13 protein-coding genes and 1 pseudogene are annotated in these 16,027 nt (G+C 62.9%); 10 read left to right on the top strand and 4 right to left on the bottom strand.

The window, feature by feature from the left end; genetic code table 11:
- Positions 1 to 77: 77 nt before the first annotated feature.
- A pseudogene (locus ACT53T_RS06130) lies at positions 78 to 517 on the bottom strand (transposase); the annotation flags it as partial.
- Between the two features lie 101 nt (positions 518 to 618).
- The gene (locus tag ACT53T_RS06125; RefSeq protein ID WP_476160531.1) at positions 619 to 1,107 is read right to left on the bottom strand and encodes a hypothetical protein; all 489 of its coding nucleotides are present in this window, start codon (positions 1,105 to 1,107) and stop codon (positions 619 to 621) included.
- Between ACT53T_RS06125 and ACT53T_RS06120 the strand changes: the two genes are divergently transcribed.
- The 10 genes from ACT53T_RS06120 to accC all read left to right on the top strand — a co-directional run bounded on the left by ACT53T_RS06120 (position 1,106) and on the right by accC (position 14,386).
- Positions 1,106 to 1,333: a hypothetical protein gene (locus ACT53T_RS06120; RefSeq protein ID WP_476160530.1), complete on the top strand. Its 228-nt coding sequence runs from the start codon at positions 1,106 to 1,108 to the stop codon at positions 1,331 to 1,333. The two genes, ACT53T_RS06125 and ACT53T_RS06120, sit on opposite strands and share 2 nt — an antisense overlap.
- Positions 1,334 to 1,398: 65 nt before the next feature.
- Complete coding sequence (locus ACT53T_RS06115) at positions 1,399 to 5,628, top strand: RHS repeat-associated core domain-containing protein (protein WP_476160529.1); 4,230 nt, start codon at positions 1,399 to 1,401, stop codon at positions 5,626 to 5,628.
- A 14-nt stretch (positions 5,629 to 5,642) separates the two neighbouring features.
- Positions 5,643 to 5,906 carry a hypothetical protein gene (locus ACT53T_RS06110; protein WP_476160528.1) on the top strand — a complete coding sequence of 88 codons (264 nt, stop codon included), beginning with the start codon at positions 5,643 to 5,645 and terminating at the stop codon, positions 5,904 to 5,906.
- Positions 5,907 to 6,552: 646 nt separating this feature from the next.
- On the top strand, positions 6,553 to 6,894 hold the full coding sequence (locus tag ACT53T_RS06105) for a DUF2513 domain-containing protein (protein ID WP_476160527.1): 342 nt from the start codon (positions 6,553 to 6,555) through the stop codon (positions 6,892 to 6,894).
- 493 nt (positions 6,895 to 7,387) lie between these two features.
- Complete coding sequence (gene lptG, locus ACT53T_RS06100; RefSeq protein WP_018266349.1) at positions 7,388 to 8,473, top strand: LPS export ABC transporter permease LptG; 1,086 nt, start codon at positions 7,388 to 7,390, stop codon at positions 8,471 to 8,473.
- 71 nt (positions 8,474 to 8,544) lie between these two features.
- Positions 8,545 to 11,109 carry an LPS-assembly protein LptD gene (locus tag ACT53T_RS06095; protein ID WP_476160526.1) on the top strand — a complete coding sequence of 855 codons (2,565 nt, stop codon included), beginning with the start codon at positions 8,545 to 8,547 and terminating at the stop codon, positions 11,107 to 11,109.
- A 47-nt stretch (positions 11,110 to 11,156) separates the two neighbouring features.
- A complete protein-coding gene (locus ACT53T_RS06090) occupies positions 11,157 to 11,948 on the top strand; it encodes a DsbA family protein (protein WP_476160525.1) in 792 nt (263 codons plus the stop codon).
- 82 nt (positions 11,949 to 12,030) lie between these two features.
- Positions 12,031 to 12,474 carry a type II 3-dehydroquinate dehydratase gene (gene aroQ, locus ACT53T_RS06085; protein WP_400769315.1) on the top strand — a complete coding sequence of 148 codons (444 nt, stop codon included), beginning with the start codon at positions 12,031 to 12,033 and terminating at the stop codon, positions 12,472 to 12,474.
- A gap of 6 nt (positions 12,475 to 12,480) precedes the next feature.
- Complete coding sequence (accB, locus tag ACT53T_RS06080; protein ID WP_476160524.1) at positions 12,481 to 13,020, top strand: acetyl-CoA carboxylase biotin carboxyl carrier protein; 540 nt, start codon at positions 12,481 to 12,483, stop codon at positions 13,018 to 13,020.
- A 7-nt stretch (positions 13,021 to 13,027) separates the two neighbouring features.
- Positions 13,028 to 14,386, top strand: a complete 1,359-nt coding sequence (accC, locus tag ACT53T_RS06075) for an acetyl-CoA carboxylase biotin carboxylase subunit (protein ID WP_400769312.1) — start codon at positions 13,028 to 13,030, stop codon at positions 14,384 to 14,386.
- Here the strand turns inward: accC and ACT53T_RS06070 are convergent, their stop codons facing one another.
- The gene (locus ACT53T_RS06070) at positions 14,387 to 14,710 is read right to left on the bottom strand and encodes a transposase (protein WP_476160523.1); all 324 of its coding nucleotides are present in this window, start codon (positions 14,708 to 14,710) and stop codon (positions 14,387 to 14,389) included.
- A gap of 121 nt (positions 14,711 to 14,831) precedes the next feature.
- Positions 14,832 to 15,929: a helix-turn-helix transcriptional regulator gene (locus ACT53T_RS06065; RefSeq protein WP_476160522.1), complete on the bottom strand. Its 1,098-nt coding sequence runs from the start codon at positions 15,927 to 15,929 to the stop codon at positions 14,832 to 14,834.
- Positions 15,930 to 16,027: the final 98 nt, after the last annotated feature.

Below are 16,027 nucleotides of genomic sequence, written 5' to 3'. Positions count from 1 at the left end.
TGCGCCGTCAATTCGTCGTCATGTCGTCGTTCCTGCGCGCTTCGATCAACTACGGCGGCGCGCTCACGATGCGATCGTCAGCGTCCACTTCGCTCCGCTTTTCGGCGAGCCCGAGGACTCTTCCTGCGCCGAGAAGCGGAACGCGCTGCGTCGATCCACATCCGATGCAGATCACCGCGAGCTTGCACGCGACCGCCACGACTGCGCGCTTGTGGCCGCGCTTCGCCGCGATCTTGACGCCCCACGCCTTCACGGCGCACCATTTCTTCGAGCGCACGAGCATGGCGCTGGCCGCTTCGTAGAGCGCCGCGCGCACTTCGCCGTCGCCGCATTTGGAGATGTGGCCGTCGATAGCGATCGTATCGCCGCTCTGAATGCGGCGCGACGTCAGTCCGAAATGCGCGCCGACTGTCTTGGATTTGGCGAAGCGGGTCGGATCGTCGACCGCCGCTTTGAACGACAGCGCCGTCACCGGGCCGACGCCCGGAATCGTCATGAAGCGGCGGCAGAGCTCGTCGCGGCGGACGAACTGGATGAGCAGCGTATGCAGCTGTATTCGCACTCGTTGGCGCCGAACGAGAAGGCGCTCTTGGCGATCTGGTCCAAATGTCGGCCAGATCATCGTACCGCATCCGGATCGAGTTCCGGATAGAGGCTGTATTTGAGCGACCGCGTTCCATTTTTCAACGCCAGATGATCTCGTTCGATCCGATCGACAGTCCACGATCCGAGCTTGTCGCCGATTGTTTTCCACTCGCCCTGAGGGCTATTCGCCGACGTCAGAAAAGCCCGCACCATAGACTTGTAGCTCACGATCCCCTTCAACGAGACGCCGGGCGGCGGCGGCAGAGCAGCAGGTTCGGGAGTCCGAGGACCAGCGCTCGCCGCGCTCGAAGGGCGTCTGGTTTTGGAAAAGATCGGTCGAGACAGAGTATGCAAATCGACTTTATTGCTACGCGCGCCTTTCGGAGCGGCGTGAGTCGATGTCGGAGCCTTCCATTCGAAACTCGGGCCCGTCGGCGCCGGCACCGCGGTGAAAAAGGCAGATACTGCAAAAGCCATCGCCGCAACGACCATGGCCGCCTCACAAAGCAGGATCGTCATCATGAGAGGCGAGATCCGCGTGGAGGCGACAAGCGCGGTGAGCCAGCGAAGCTTATTGCCAGAAGCCATCATTGCTCCGAACGGGATCGCTCCCTATGAAACGCTTCAATGCGCACGTCTGATCGAGACTTTTATCGGCTGGTTCGACACCGGTGGAAGCGGCAGCGACATGCCGTTCGCGCGCGGTCGGCGTAGTGTCAAATATTTGAACAGTTCTTCTTTGGGGTAGCGCTCTGGACAAGTATTCGTTGGATCGCTATTACCGTAAACCAGACTGTGCCGAAACCAGAAAATATGCGGCCTGGCGCGGCGCAGTCGTGGATTTCACAGCATCGATTTTCTACGCCGCTTGCGCTGGAGCAGCATATGCGAAAGTTCGTCGCGCTCATTCGATTCCTCGCAGTTTTCGTCGTTCCTCTGATCTCCGGACTAGGAATCCTGAGATCCGCGCACGCGCAAGAATCGCTGCCGTATATCGACATAGCAGCGAACCGCGGGTGGCAGGGGTTGGACAATTACAGTTACGCATCGTGGTATGGAGGCAATGCGTCCTATCCTTCTTATGGATCCGGAGGCTTCAGTGTATCCGCCTTTAATCCTGCTGCGGCTACGACCAGCCAATCGAACCGATCGAAGAACCGTGGCGGCTCGGGGACTACGTACGTAGCTGATCCGATCAATTACGCCACAGGCAACGCCTACCAGAACGAAACTGACTACACGACGGCAGGAAGCTTCCCGCTCGCGCTCGAGCGTCATTACAACAGCGATGATCCGAATGGACAGCACGAATTCGGAAACAATTGGCGCGTCGCCTATAGCCGATCGATTTCGATTTCCGGCGACGGGCAAACCGCCACGGTAACGCGCGACGATGGGCAGGAACTGAAATTCACTCAATCGAATGGCGCATGGTCGCCGCCAGTCGGCTCGAATTATCGCTTGTCGCAGAACGGCGGTGGGTTCACGCTGATAACGGATCAGGACGAGACGGAAACATACAGCTCCGCGGGGAAGCTTCTCTCCTACGCAAATCGGGCAGGGCTCACGATAAGCGCCGCCTATGATGGGCAGAGCCGTCTATCGACGGTCACAGACGCCTATGGCCGGACTCTGACTTTCTCCTACAATGGTTCGCTGATTTCGCAGGCGCAGGCTCCCGACGGAACCGTCTACACATATGGATATGATGGGTCCAATCGCTTGGCGTCTGTCACCTACCCCAATGGCACGCAGCGCCAATATCATTACGACGACTTCAATTACCCGAACGCCGTGACGGCCGTCTACGACGAAAACGGCTCTCTCTTCACATCCTATGGCTACGATTGGTACGGCCGCGCCACCTCGACACAGCGAGCCGGAGGAGCCGAACACTATTCGATCGATTATGACTCCATTGGCGGCGGCACAGTCCAGGTGTCGACGCCCGTCGGCGGCACGGAAAGATATACGCTTACCGCCATCAACGGCATAGCAAAGCAGACCAATAAATGGACCAGCTGCTTCTTCTGCAATCCCAATAGCATATGGGGCCAGAGTGAGTGGAGCGCATACGATGGCCAGGGCAATCTGACGAGCTATTCCGACTTCAACGGCAATCAGACCGTTGTCGCCTACGACACGGCGCGCAATCTACCGACGTCGCAGACTTTGGCGTCCGGATCGCCGATCGCCCGCACGATCACCACGGGCTGGCATCCCGATTTCCGCCTGCCGACCGCCATCGGCGACGGCGAGCGTAGTTTCGCCTTCACCTATGACGTCAAGGGCAATTTACTGACCTCCACGGTTTCCTCTCCCACGTCGACGAGCACGATCACATACACTTACAACTGGGCTGGCCAAGTGCTGACGTCGACGGATCCGCTCGGCCATGTGACGACATACGCCTATGACGGCGCGGGCAATCTCACGAGCGTGACCAATGCGCTCGGACAGACCGTGGCCTACACGAGCTACGACGCCAATGGCCGGCCTCTGACGATCCAGGATGCAAATGGCGTTGTCACGACTCTGAGCTACAACTTCCGTGGCCAAGTCACATCGAGCGTCACCCAGGGACAGACGACCACGTACACCTATGACGCGGTGGGCCAGCTCACGCAGCTGCAATCGCCGTCCGGGGCCGTCCAGTATTTCAGCTATGACGGGGCGCATCGCCTCATTGGCACCAGCGACGCGCTCGGCAATCGCCTCGCCTACACGCTCGACGGAGCCGGGAATCGGACCAAGGAAGAGGCGTTCGATCCGAGCGGCGCGCTCGTACGCACGCACAGCCGCTCCTATGATGGCCTCAACCGCCTCAACCAGGAATTCGGCGCATCGGGTCAGACGTCGACGGTCTATTACGATTCCAACGATAACGTCGTCGGCGTCGAGGATCCGAACGGCAATGGCACCACTTTCGCCTATGACGCGCTCAACCGGGCCTATGTCAAGGCGGAGAGCGTCAATATCCATAGTCCTGATCCGAACGTCATGGTCTTCACCCGCTACACCTTCGACGCCAATGGCCGCCTCGCCAGCGTGATGGACCCACGTGGGCTCGTGACGAGCTACACTTATAACGCGTTCGACCAGCGTGCGACGATCTCCAGCCCGGACACCGGGGCCACCACCAAGACGTTCGACGCGGTCGGCAATGTCGCGACCTCGACCGACGCGCGCGGGCAGACGACGAGCTATCTCTATGACGGGCTGAACCGGCTCGTGAGGGTCACGCATGCGGACGGCTCCATCATCGCCTATGGCTATGACCAGGGAGCTTATGGCGTCGGGCGTCTCACCTCGATGAGCGATCCGAGCGGAACGACAAGCTACGCCTACGATGCCCTCGGCCATGTCGTGCAGAAGACGCAGACGACCGGCTATGTGACGCTCGTCACGCAATGGAGCTATGATGCCGGGAGCGGCCGGCTCGTGAGCGTGACCTATCCGTCTGGCTCCGTGGTCCTCTATGCCTATGACGCAAACGCGCGAGTGAGCGCGATCGGCTTGCAGCCTCCGGGACAGGGGCCGGCGACGCTCGTCGACCAGATCGCCTACAGCCCTTTCGGACCCGTCGCCTCCTGGAGAAACTCCGCCTTCGGCGGCTTCTATGTCCGCAACTTCGACCAGGATGGACGCATCTCCGTCATCGTTTCCTCGACCGGAAACACGCTTTCCTTCGCTTATGATCCCGCTGGCCGGATCGTCTCGATCGACGAGAGCGGTCGCGCGACCAAGTCCTTCGCCTATGACACCAGGGATCGGCTGACGGGCTATGGCTATGGCGGAACCTCGATCCTCTACGCTTATGACGCCTCGGGCAATCGGATTTCGGACAGCTCCTTCTCCTACACGATCGATCCTGGCAGCAATCGCCTGATCGGCGTGGCGGGCGGGGGCGGGTTCTCCTATGACGCCGCAGGAGGGATGACGAGCAACGCCGGGCTCTATTCCCTCGCCTATGATGCGCGCAACCGCCTCGTTCAGACGAATGTCGGCGCCCTGGTGACGAGCTACGGCGTCAACGGGCTCGGCCAGCGCGTGTCGAAAAACGGGCCGTCGAGCGGGCCGGTCGAATACGCCTATGACCTTTCGGGGCGGGTGATCGGGATCTATGGGCAGAGCGGTGCGGTTCGAGAGGAGATCGTCTGGCTCGGCGATCTGCCGATCGTGACGAGGCAGAACGGTTCGACGTTCTATATCGCGCCGGACCATCTCAGCGCGCCGCATGAGATCGTGAATTCGGGGAACGGCCAAGTCTGGTTCTGGGATCACGATCCCTTCGGCCAGGGCGCGCCCTGGTCGGCCGCGGGCTTTGCGCATGATCTGCGCTTTCCGGGACAGGTCTTCGACGTCGAGACGGGGCTGTATAACAACGGGGCCCGGGATTATCTTCCGGCGGCGGGGCGCTATGTCGAAAGCGACCCCATTGGGCTCGCAGGAGGAATCAACACTTACGCCTATGTCGGGAATGATCCGATCAATAACGTCGATCTTTTCGGTTTGAACAAAGATGACAAGAAGGCAAGCGCTAATTCTGCATCCGTGGTTGCATTGCCAGCAATAGAAGTTGAAAGCTTGATTGTTTCCAGTGCGGTAAGAGGCGGAGCGGCGGCAGCAGCGCTGCCGTCCGTTTTGGCGGCAGGAATTCTTGCCGCATCGGTGTCTCCGACCGCAGATCGGACACATGATGAGGTGCAATACGTCGTAAGAGCCGGTATATCTCAGCCGAATTCGCTTGCAAAAGGCACGGGAGGGAAAAATGGGTTTGGATTTTCTGTTCAAACGGCGCCAGGACTTAGTCACAATGCTTTAGCTAGCCAAGCATTTCGTATTGAACTTTATCGACAATACAGTGTGTCAACAGTTCTGCGCCTGCAGGCAATTCCGGGCGTCAAAGTCATTTTTCCTACGCCGGGGGAGGGAGCATATCATGGGACTGTGATTATTCCCAATCCCCCGCCTCCTGGCATATTTGATGCGGTGAGCGCTGCTTTTGAGAGAGTTTCTAACCCTTATTTCCGAGCCGATTAAACTTGGAGCTGGAAATGGAAAGAAGCAAACAAATGCTAGAGCTGTACGCAGATATCCAATCATCGAGTGATGGATTGGTTTGGTTGCTATATCACGATGGAAAGCCACTCGAAGATGAAGTGGATAAATTGGATTTAAAGAGGAGTGATATTGTTCGTTTGAATGTTGAAGATGAATTTTACCTTTTTGCCAAGATAGACTTTGTGTATGTTGACTTTTTACAAAAGGAAGCATGGGTAGCTTTTCCCGACTGGGCGACCCGTCAGGAAAAAGAGTAGCCTCAGCGTGAAAGATTCACGTGGAAGCAATGGCGCTGACCGGCACAGATTTCGAAGATATGAAGGCCAGGAGTAGAGATAAATTCAGCGGATCGAACATGACACGTACAGGAGAAGAAGAAATTTATCTAAACGAAATGAGAGTTCCCCCGGCTCTGCCGGGGTGCCAGTAGGAGTTTGACATTTCCCGCAGTATCTCGCCGCAGATGCGACCATTGAAGGGAACAGCGTCGAATTCGCTGCTTTTCTCGTGTCTCGCGATCCGAAAAGGAAGCCGAAAGGGGAGCGCAACAGCGTGAAGCTGTAGGAATTCGCCGCTCTTCCCAAATGATGCAGATCGAACAAAGTGTAGGCCGCGACAGCGGCCTTCCCAGCCGCTTTGAGCGGCTCACTTCCTAAAGCCCCCGGCTATGCCGGGGGATACTTACTCTGCGCGACAGTAGCTGATCTGGACTTTATTGCACCTGCGCGAGGACATTCACGCCTCGTCGAAGAGATCGATGATCTTTGAGAGCCGGCGGGCGAGACAATCGAGTCATTTCTTGAGCTTGAAGGCTGTGCAAGACGCCTCTGGCGTGCCGCTGCGTTCGGCCTCAGCTTGAGATTATATATGATAATCCTTTATCACATATTTTAGGAGGCTGATTTGAAGCGCGACATGGGCCTCATTCGAGAGCTTCTCTCGAAGATCGAGGCGGGGCAAAACATGTTCGAGCCGATTTCCAGCGATGTCGCCAATTGCCTCGGAATCGAAGTCGAAAATCCGATGAGCCGAGAGGAGGCCGACCAGTTCGCAGGGCGCCTCGCCTTGCTCGAGCAAGGAGGGTTCGTCGAAATCGAGGCGCGTCTCGGCGCCTGGTCATACCTCATAAAAGCCATTACATGGGCAGGGCACGACTTCTTGGATTCCGTCCGCGACCCGAAAATTTGGGAGAAGACGAAGAGCGGGGCGGAAGCCGCCGGCGGCTTCACGGCCGATCGCCTATGACATGAGGGATCGGTTGACGAGCTTTGGCGCTTTAAGGCGAAAAGATTACAACGTGAATTCAATTATATATGTGTTCAAAGTTTTATCCTGGCCGGCGCGCCAGAAAAATCAAACTCTAATAGAGCAAAGCCGCGCCCTAATTGGGCGGCGCGCCGGATAAGCGTCGGCCAGTCCTCGGCGCATTCGGATGGGCCGTAAGGCCGATCGCCTCCCGGCGGAGCGATGGCGAGGCGGACTCCTCGAATTCCTGTGAAGGAAGCGTTGGCGGGCGGGCGCTTCGCCCAGGAAAAGCCTCGAGCCGAGGGCAGCTTGCTCTTGCCGCCGATCGACCCTGGCGCCGGCCTCGGCTTGCGCCGCGGCGGCGGAGCGTCTAGCCAAGCGGCTCGGATCAGCCGCGCCCGGGCGGGGCGCATCGGGGGGAAGGGCGACGACGGGCGATGGCGATTGGTTCTGCGCGACATGTGCCGGCGTCGTCGCGCCGCGCGAGGGCGGCATGATCGGCGTCACCATCACGCGCTATCTCGCCGCGCGCTTCACCCGGACGATCATGGCGATCTTCGTTACCATGTTCTGTCTCATGTTCGTCGTCTATTTCGTGGAGCTGCTGCGCCGCGCCGGCGACGTGCCGCAGGCGGGCGCCGGCACGGTGGCGCTGATGACGCTGCTGCGCGTTCCCGCCACGGCGGAGATGATTCTCCCCTTCGCCGTGCTGTTCGGCTCCATGGCGACCTTCGTCGATCTCACCCGCAAGCTCGAGCTGGTGGTGGCCCGCGCCGCCGGCATGTCGGTCTGGCAGTTCCTGCTGCCGCCGGCCCTGGTGGCGGCGGCGATCGGGGTCGTCTCGGTCACGCTCTACAATCCTGTCTCCGCCATGATGAAGATGCGCTCCGACCAGATGGAGCTCGATCTTTTCGGCGTCGAGGGCAGCGTGCGCATCGATCACGGCAAATGGTTCCGCCTCAATGGCGTCGACGGCCAGGCGATCATGCACGCCGTCGACGTGCGGGCGGGGGGGCTCGCGCTCGACGGCGTCAGCGTCAATGTCTATCAGAAGGACGGGGTCTTCCTCGAGCGCGTCGAGGCGCAGCGGGCGCGGCTGCAAGCCGGCGTCTTCGTGCTCGAGGACGCCCGCGTCAGCGCGCCGGGCGAGGAATCGCGCGCCGTCGGCTCTTATCTCCTGGCCACCGATCTGACGCCCGAGCAGCTCGCCTCCGCCGCCACGCCGCCGCAGGGGGCGCCCTTCTGGGATCTGCCGCGGCTCGGCGACAGCAGCCGCGACGCGGGCCTCGACCCGACCGGCTATGCGCTGCAATTCCAGACGCTTCTGGCGCGTCCGCTGCTGCTCGTCGCCATGGTTCTCGTGGCCGCTTCCTTTTCATTAAGATTCTTTCGATTTGGCGGAATCGCGCGGACCATTTCGGGTGGCGTCGCGTCGGGCTTCGTGCTTTATATCGGCACGAAAATCTTTTCCGATCTGGGTGGCGCAGGCGTCATCAGCCCGCTCGTCGCTGCTTGGTCGCCTGCTCTCGTCGGAAGCATGTTGGGTGCGCTCGCTCTCTTGCATTCGGAGGACGGCTGATGGGCCTTCGCCGTCGTCGCCGCACTCGCGAACATAGGCCAAGCGTGGAGCGCCTCCGCTCCGCGCCGGCTGTGTCGCGTCGCGTCTCCAAGGTCCTGCCTGTCCTTTTCCCGGCTCTCGCGGCCTTGCTCGCCCTCGCGCCCATAACGGCGCGCGCGCAGCCTGTGGCCGCGCCGCCGGCGGAGAGCGCACAGCGCATGGTTGTGGAGGCCAAGGAGCTCGCCTATGACGAGCGCCGCAATGTCGTCACCGCGCGCGGCTCCGTGCAGATCTATTACAAGGGCCGTGTGCTGGAGGCGGATCGCGTCGTCTATGACCGCAACACGCAGCGCGTCTTCGCCGAGGGCCACGCCAAGCTGACGGAGAAGGACGGAACGGTCGCCTATGCCGAGCGCTTCGACTTCACCGACGACTTCAAGAACGGCTTCATCGAGAGCCTGCAGGTCGAGAGCGCCGAAAGCACGCATTTCACCGCGCCCCACGCCGAGCGCACGGGCGAGGTCATGACCTTCGACCAGGGCGCCTACACGGCCTGCGACGCCTGCCAGGACGATCCGACCAAGCCGCGGCTGTGGACGGTGCACGCCAAGCGCATCATTCACGACAATGACGAGAAGGTGATCTATTACGAGGACGCCTCGCTCGAGCTGTTCGGGACGCCGATCGCCTATCTCCCCTATTTCTGGTCGGCCGATCCCTCGGTCAAGCGCAAGTCCGGCTTCCTCAATCCGCAGCTGACCTATCGCCAGCAGCTCGGCTTCGGCGTCGGCGTGCCCTATTATTGGGCGATCGCGCCGGATTACGATCTCACCATCACGCCGACGGGCTTCACTCGGCAGGGGCCGTTCCTCTCGGCCGAGTTCCGCCAGCGGATGGAGAACGGCTCTTACATCATCCGCGCCGAGGGCACGCATGTCAGCGACCCCAGCGCCTTCACCATCGCGCCCTATGGCGCGCGCAACGAGCGTTGGCGCGGCTCGGTCTATTCGAATGGCGAATTCGCGCTCAACGACAATTGGCGCTTCGGCTGGGACGTCACCGCGCTCAGCGATCGCTATTTCCTGCAGGACTACAAGCAGTACAACAGCTTCCTGCAGAACTACTTCTTCCGCGAGGCGTCCTCCACCGTCTATCTGACGGGGCAGGGGCCGCGCAGCTATTTCGATCTGCGCGGCTATTACTTCCAGGGCCTGTCGGCGACCGACGTGCAGGCGCAGCAGCCGATCGTGCATCCGCTGCTCGACTATAATCGCGCATTCGACGTCGATCCGGCCAAGACCTTCGGCATAGGCGGCCAGATCACGCTGGACGCCAATTTCACCAGCACCTCGGCCAGCATCGCCAATTACGAGTCGATTCAGCCGCGCACGCTCGATTCGGTCTACGGCCTCTACAATGTCTGCCAGCTCTACTCGCCCTCGGCGGACCCTTATAAGAGCGGCTGCCTGCTGCGCGGCGTCGGCGGCAATTACGAGCATGCGACGGCGATGGCCTCCTGGCAGCGCCGGATCATCGATCCGCTCGGCGGCGTCTGGGCGCCTTTCGCCTTCACCCGCGTGACGGGCTCTTATCTCAACTACGACACCAATAATTCCTACGCCGCCTACAACAGCTATTGGCAGCCGATTCCCAATTCGGCGCAATCGCTGTTCGTCAACGGCTCGGACAGCGTGTTTCGCGGTCAGGCGACGCCGGGCGGCGGCGTCGAATGGCGCTATCCCATTCTGGCGCGCAGCAATCTCGGCGACCTCGTCGTCGAGCCGATCGCCCAGCTGGTGGCGCGGCCGAACCAGACGTCGATTCCCTCGCTCGTCAACATGGACGCGCAGAGCCTGGTCTTCGACGATTCCAACCTGTTCGAATGGAGCAAATATTCCGGCTACGACCGTTTCGAGACCGGCACGCGCGTCAATTACGGCGGCCAGGCGACCATGACCTTCGCCAATGGCGGCTTCATCAACGCGCTCGCCGGCCAGTCGCGGCAGCTCGCCGGCAAGAACGGCTATTCGACCGCGGATGCGGCCAATGTGGGCCTCTCCTCCGGCCTCGACACGCGCACCTCGGACTGGGTCGGCCGCCTCGCCATCGCGCCCTCCTCATTCTTCAGCATCGTCGGCAAGGGGCGCTTCGATCCAGACGGATTGCGCGGCCGGCGCATAGACGTCGTCGCCTCGTTCAAGCTCGATCCGCTCACCGTCAACCTGCAATACGCCAATTACGCCTCGCAGCCCGTCATCGGCTTCGACCAGCGCCGGCAAGGCTTGTCGGTGAACGGCCGCTACGACATCACCAAGAATTATTTTCTCACCGGCTCCGCCACTTTCGACATGAGCCGCTATCTCTACAATTCCTTGACCGTCTCGCCGGCGACGAATATCACGCTGACGGGCAGCACCATCACGGGATCGGCTCCGCTGTTCTCGGTCGCCGCGCTGGGCCTGGGGGGCGGCTACAAGGACGAGTGCACCACCTTCTCCATCAATTATTCGTCGGTCTTCCAAGGGAACACCTCCACCGGTCTCTCGCGGAACCAGACGATCATGGTGTCGTTGCAATTGCGCACGCTGGGCGACGCCAAGTTCAACTATGGGCTCGGCTCGCTCCAGCTCAACGACGGCGTGCGCACTCAGCCCTGACGAGCGAACGTCGTGACGACGTTGCCGAACCCTTCGAGGAGTTTCCCATGCCGATGCGGCTCGCCCAAATCTTCGACCAGAGCGCTCTGGCCCGCGCCGCGGCCGCCATGGTCATCGGCCTCGTCGCCGTCGCCGCCCCGCTGCGCGCCGAGACGGCCGTTCCGCAAAAGGCCGAGATCGAGAAGATCGTCCACGATTATCTGATGGCCAATCCCGAGGTGATTCGCGACGCCATAGACGAGCTCGACCGCCGCCAGAAGGTCGCCGAGGCCGATTCGCGGCAAAAGGCCGTGACCCAGGGCGCGGACAAATTGTTCAACTCCGCCAGCCAGGCGGTGATCGGCAATCCGTCCGGCGACGTCACTCTGGTCGAGTTCTTCGATTACAATTGCGGCTACTGCAAGCGCGCGCTGGACGATGTCTCCAAGCTGATCGAGGGCGACCCCAAGCTGCGCGTCGTGCTGAAGGATTTCCCGGTTCTCGGCGCCGGCTCGGTCGAGGCGGCCGAGATCGCGACCGCCGCGCGGCTGCAGCTCAAGCCCGAGAAATTCTATGAATTCCACCGCAAGCTGCTGAACACGCGCGGCGCCGTCGGCAAGGCGCAGGCCATCGCCGTCGCCAAGGAGCTGGGCGTCGACACCGCGAAGCTCGAGAAAGATTCCAAGAGCCCCGAGGTCAAGGCCGCGATCAAGGAGGTCATGGAGCTGGCCGACAGCCTCAATCTGACCGGCACGCCGTCCTGGGTGCTGGGCAAGGAGGTGATCGTCGGCGCGGTCGGCTTCCAGCCGCTCAAAACCAAGATCGAGAATACCCGCAAATGCGGCAAGACCGTCTGCTGACGGAGGCGGGGCTTCCTTCGCGGCGGCAATGAGGCTAGAAGGGGCGCGCCGGCGCGGCGCGCGCCCTTCGTCAGGACCCTTTATGCCCGCCGTCCATGTTCTAAACGGTCCAAATCTCAATCTGCTGGGGACGCGCGAGCCCGACGTCTACGGCCGCGCGACGCTCGACGACATAAAAACGCGGCTGGCCGAGATTTGCGCCGCCCGCGGGATCGAGCTCTTGTTCCGGCAGTCCAATCATGAGGGCGACCTCGTGGATTGGATACAGGAGGCGGGCAAGGCCGGCGCGCCGGTCATTCTCAACGCCGGAGCCTTCACCCACACGTCGATCGCCCTCCATGACGCCATAAAGGGCTCGGGAGCGACGGTCGTCGAGGTGCATCTCTCCAATGTGCACGCACGGGAGAGCTTTCGACGTCACTCCTTCATCGCGCCTGTGGCTCGCGGCGTCATCGCCGGTTTCGGAGCCGATTCCTATGTGCTGGCGCTGAACGCATTGTTCGATCGAGAAGAAAGAAAGACCTGAGCAATCATGGCGCGCAAAGTCCAGACTCGTCGCACCACTACCCCCGCCGCAAAACCGAAAGCCGCCGCCGCCGGAGCCGCCGGCGTCGACACCGAGCTGCTGCGTGAGATCGCGCGCCTGCTCGGCGAGAGCGATCTGACCGAGATCGAGGTCGAGAAGGGCGATCTGCGCATTCGCGCCGCGCGCACGCCGGCCGCGCCCGCCCATGCGACCATCGCTCTGCCGGCCGCCGCCTATGCGCCCGCGCCCGTCGCCGCCCCGGCGCCCGCCGCGCGTCCGGCCGCGGCCCCCGCCGCCGCGCCGGCCGAGCATGCGGACGCGCTGAAATCGCCCATGGTCGGCACCGCCTATCTACGCCCGAGCCCGGACGCCAAGCCTTTCGTCGAGGTCGGCGCCCGCGTCACCGCCGGCGACAAGCTGCTGCTGATCGAGGCGATGAAGACCTTCAACGACATTGTCGCGCCCAAGGGCGGCGTGGTGACGGCCATTTTGGTCGAAGACGGACAGCCGGTCGAATATGGCGAACCGCTCCTCGTGATCGAGTAGGGCGCCCATGTTCGACAAAATCCTCATCGCCAATCGCGGCGAGATCGCGCTTCGCATTCTGCGCGCCGCCAAGGAGCTCGGCATCGCCACAGTGGCCGTGCATTCGACGGCCGACGCCGACGCCATGCATGTGAAGCTCGCGGACGAATCGGTCTGCATCGGCCCGCCGGCGGCGCGCGAATCCTATCTCAACATTCCGGCGCTGCTCTCGGCCTGCGAGATCACCGGCGCCGACGCCGTGCATCCGGGCTATGGCTTTCTCTCGGAGAACGCCCGTTTCGCCGAGATCGTCTCCGAGCACGGCCTCACCTTCATCGGCCCCAAGGCCGAGCATATTCGCCTGATGGGCGACAAGATCGAGGCCAAGGCGACGGCGAAGCGCCTCGGCATTCCCTGCGTGCCCGGCTCCGACGGCCCCATCGCCGACGGCAAGGAAGGCGCGAAGGTCGCCGCGAAGATCGGCTATCCGGTGCTGGTGAAAGCGGCCTCCGGCGGCGGCGGCCGCGGCATGAAGGTCGCCCGCAGCGAGGCGGAGCTGCATTCCGCCATCGCCACCGCGCGCGCCGAGGCCAAGGCCGCCTTCGGCGACGACACCGTCTATCTCGAGAAATATCTCGACAAGCCGCGCCATATCGAGATTCAGATTTTCGGCGACGGCAAGGGTCAGGCGATCCATCTCGGCGAGCGCGATTGCTCGCTGCAGCGCCGTCACCAAAAAGTGTGGGAGGAGAGCCCGTCGCCCGCGCTCAATGACGAGCAGCGCGCCGAGATCGGCGAGATCTGCGCCAAGGCGATGCGCGAAATGCATTATGCCGGCGCCGGGACGATCGAGTTCCTCTACGAGAACGGCTCCTTCTATTTCATCGAGATGAACACGCGCATCCAGGTCGAGCATCCGGTGACGGAGGCGGTGACCGGCGTCGATCTCGTCAGCGAGCAGATCAGAGTCGCCGCCGGCTCGCCTCTGTCGCTACGGCAGGAGGACATCTGGTTCTGGGGCCATGCGATCGAATGCCGCGTGAACGCCGAGCATCCGTCGAGCTTTCGGCCCTCGCCCGGGCGCATCGCCTATTACCATCCGCCGGGCGGCGTCGGCGTGCGCGTCGATTCCTCCGCCTATCAGGGCTACACGATCCCGCCCAATTACGATTCGCTGATCGGCAAGCTCATCGTCCACGGCCGCAACCGCACCGAGGCGCTTATGCGGCTGCGGCGCTCGCTGGACGAGTTCATCATCGATGGCGTGGACACGACGCTGCCGCTGTTCCGCACGCTGGTGCGCAACGCCGATGTGCAGAACGGCGTCTATGACATCCACTGGCTCGAGCATTTTCTGGCGACGGGCGGCATAGACCCGAGCTTCTGATCAGCGCGCCTTGCGGCGGCCGGGCAGGGCGCAAACGGCGGCGAGCGCGGTCTCCAGCTCCCCGCTGCCGGCGGCTTGCGCGGCCTCGCGCAGCAGCCGCCATTGGCCAGCGTCGGACCAGCGCAGAAACTGCCGATAGACCGAGCTCCAATTGCCATAGCGCGGCGGCAGCGCCCGCCAGGCCGCCCCCGTCCGCGCGATCCACAGCACGCCGTCCACGACGCGGCGGTGGTCGCGCGGCGGCCGCCCGCGCTTGGCTCCCGTCTCGATGACGAAGCCCGCGCAGAGCGCCCATTCGTCATCGTCCAGCCGTCCATCGATCACAAAGGTCTCCGCGCGCCGTCTGCGGCGCGAAAGCGCGTCGCTGGCGCTTTCGGCGAGAGGGCTGCGTTCCCTCCTATAGCGGCTGCGCTTTCGGCGTATCCCCCGAATGGAGGAGATGCGATCAGGGCAGCGTCGCGCCGGACAGCAGGCGCACCAGCTCCACCTGACGCGACACGCCGGTCTTGGCGAATATGGCGCGCAGCTGCGAGCGAATCGTCTCGCCCGAGACGCCATGCTCGCGCGCGATCTCGGAGGCGGCGCGGCCCGCGGCGATGGCGCGGGCGACGCGCGCCTCCGCGGGGGTGAGGTCGAACAGCCCTTGCAGCAGGCTGGCGCTGGGCGCGGCGCCGACGGCGAGCTCGGTGACGATCAGCAGCAGCTCGCCGGCCGCGAACACATCCTGGGCGGCGCCGCGGATCGGCGCGAGATGCAGGACCAGCGGCGCTCCGCCCTCGCGCGCGGGCACGGGCAGCGATTGCACGCCGGCCGGCGCGCCGACGATGCGCAGCCGGGCGAGCGCCTGCGCGAACAGCGCATCGGCGCGCGGATCGGCGATGACGGCGCGCTCGCGTCGATCCTGCACCAGCGACGGCACGAAGCGCGCGAAGAGATCATTGGCCAGCAGCAGCCGATGCGCGCGCGACAGCACGGCCGCCGGCAGCCCGAGCGCGCGCATGGTCTCCGCGGCCGCGCGCGCCCGCTCGAGGCCGAGCCGGGCCGCGATCAGCGCCGCGCGGGCGAGATGGCCGCCGATCGCATCCAGAGCGTCGAGCATGGCGCGATCGAAAGGGCCGTCGACGAAGCGCCTCTCCCAGCTGAAGATCAGCATGTCGCCCGAGGGCGGGACGGCGATGCGGCCGGCGCACCAGCCGAGTCCGACGCCGCGCAGATAGGCGTAGGTCGGATCGGCGTCCATTTCCTCGGGCGAGAACAGCTCATGGTCGCTGACGAAGCCCGCGGCGCCGAAGGCGAGCCCGCGCGCCGGCCGCGGATTGCGCGCCGCCCATCCCTGCGCGACGAAATCCGCGAACATTGGCGCGATGCGCGGCGATGCGGTCCAGCCGGAAAATTGCGAATTGGCCGCGAAGAGAATGCCGCCGAAAGAGCCGCTGCGCGTCGAGATGGCGTCCAGCACCTCCGGCCACAGCTCTGGAACGACTGCGGCCTCGTAGATGCGATCGGCCAAGCGTTCGAATTGCGGCGGCGCTGAACTGTGCATGGGTGAAATCCGTGACGGGAACAAGCGATGGATGCAATATATCCGCCACGCAGCTTCGAATATGAGACGGTCTGGCGCGCATTTTCATGACGCCGGCG

Source organism: Methylosinus sp. DMC45 (assembly GCF_056313885.1).
The sequence above is the reverse complement of the archived record's forward strand: the minus strand, read 5'-3'. Positions and strand labels throughout refer to the sequence as shown.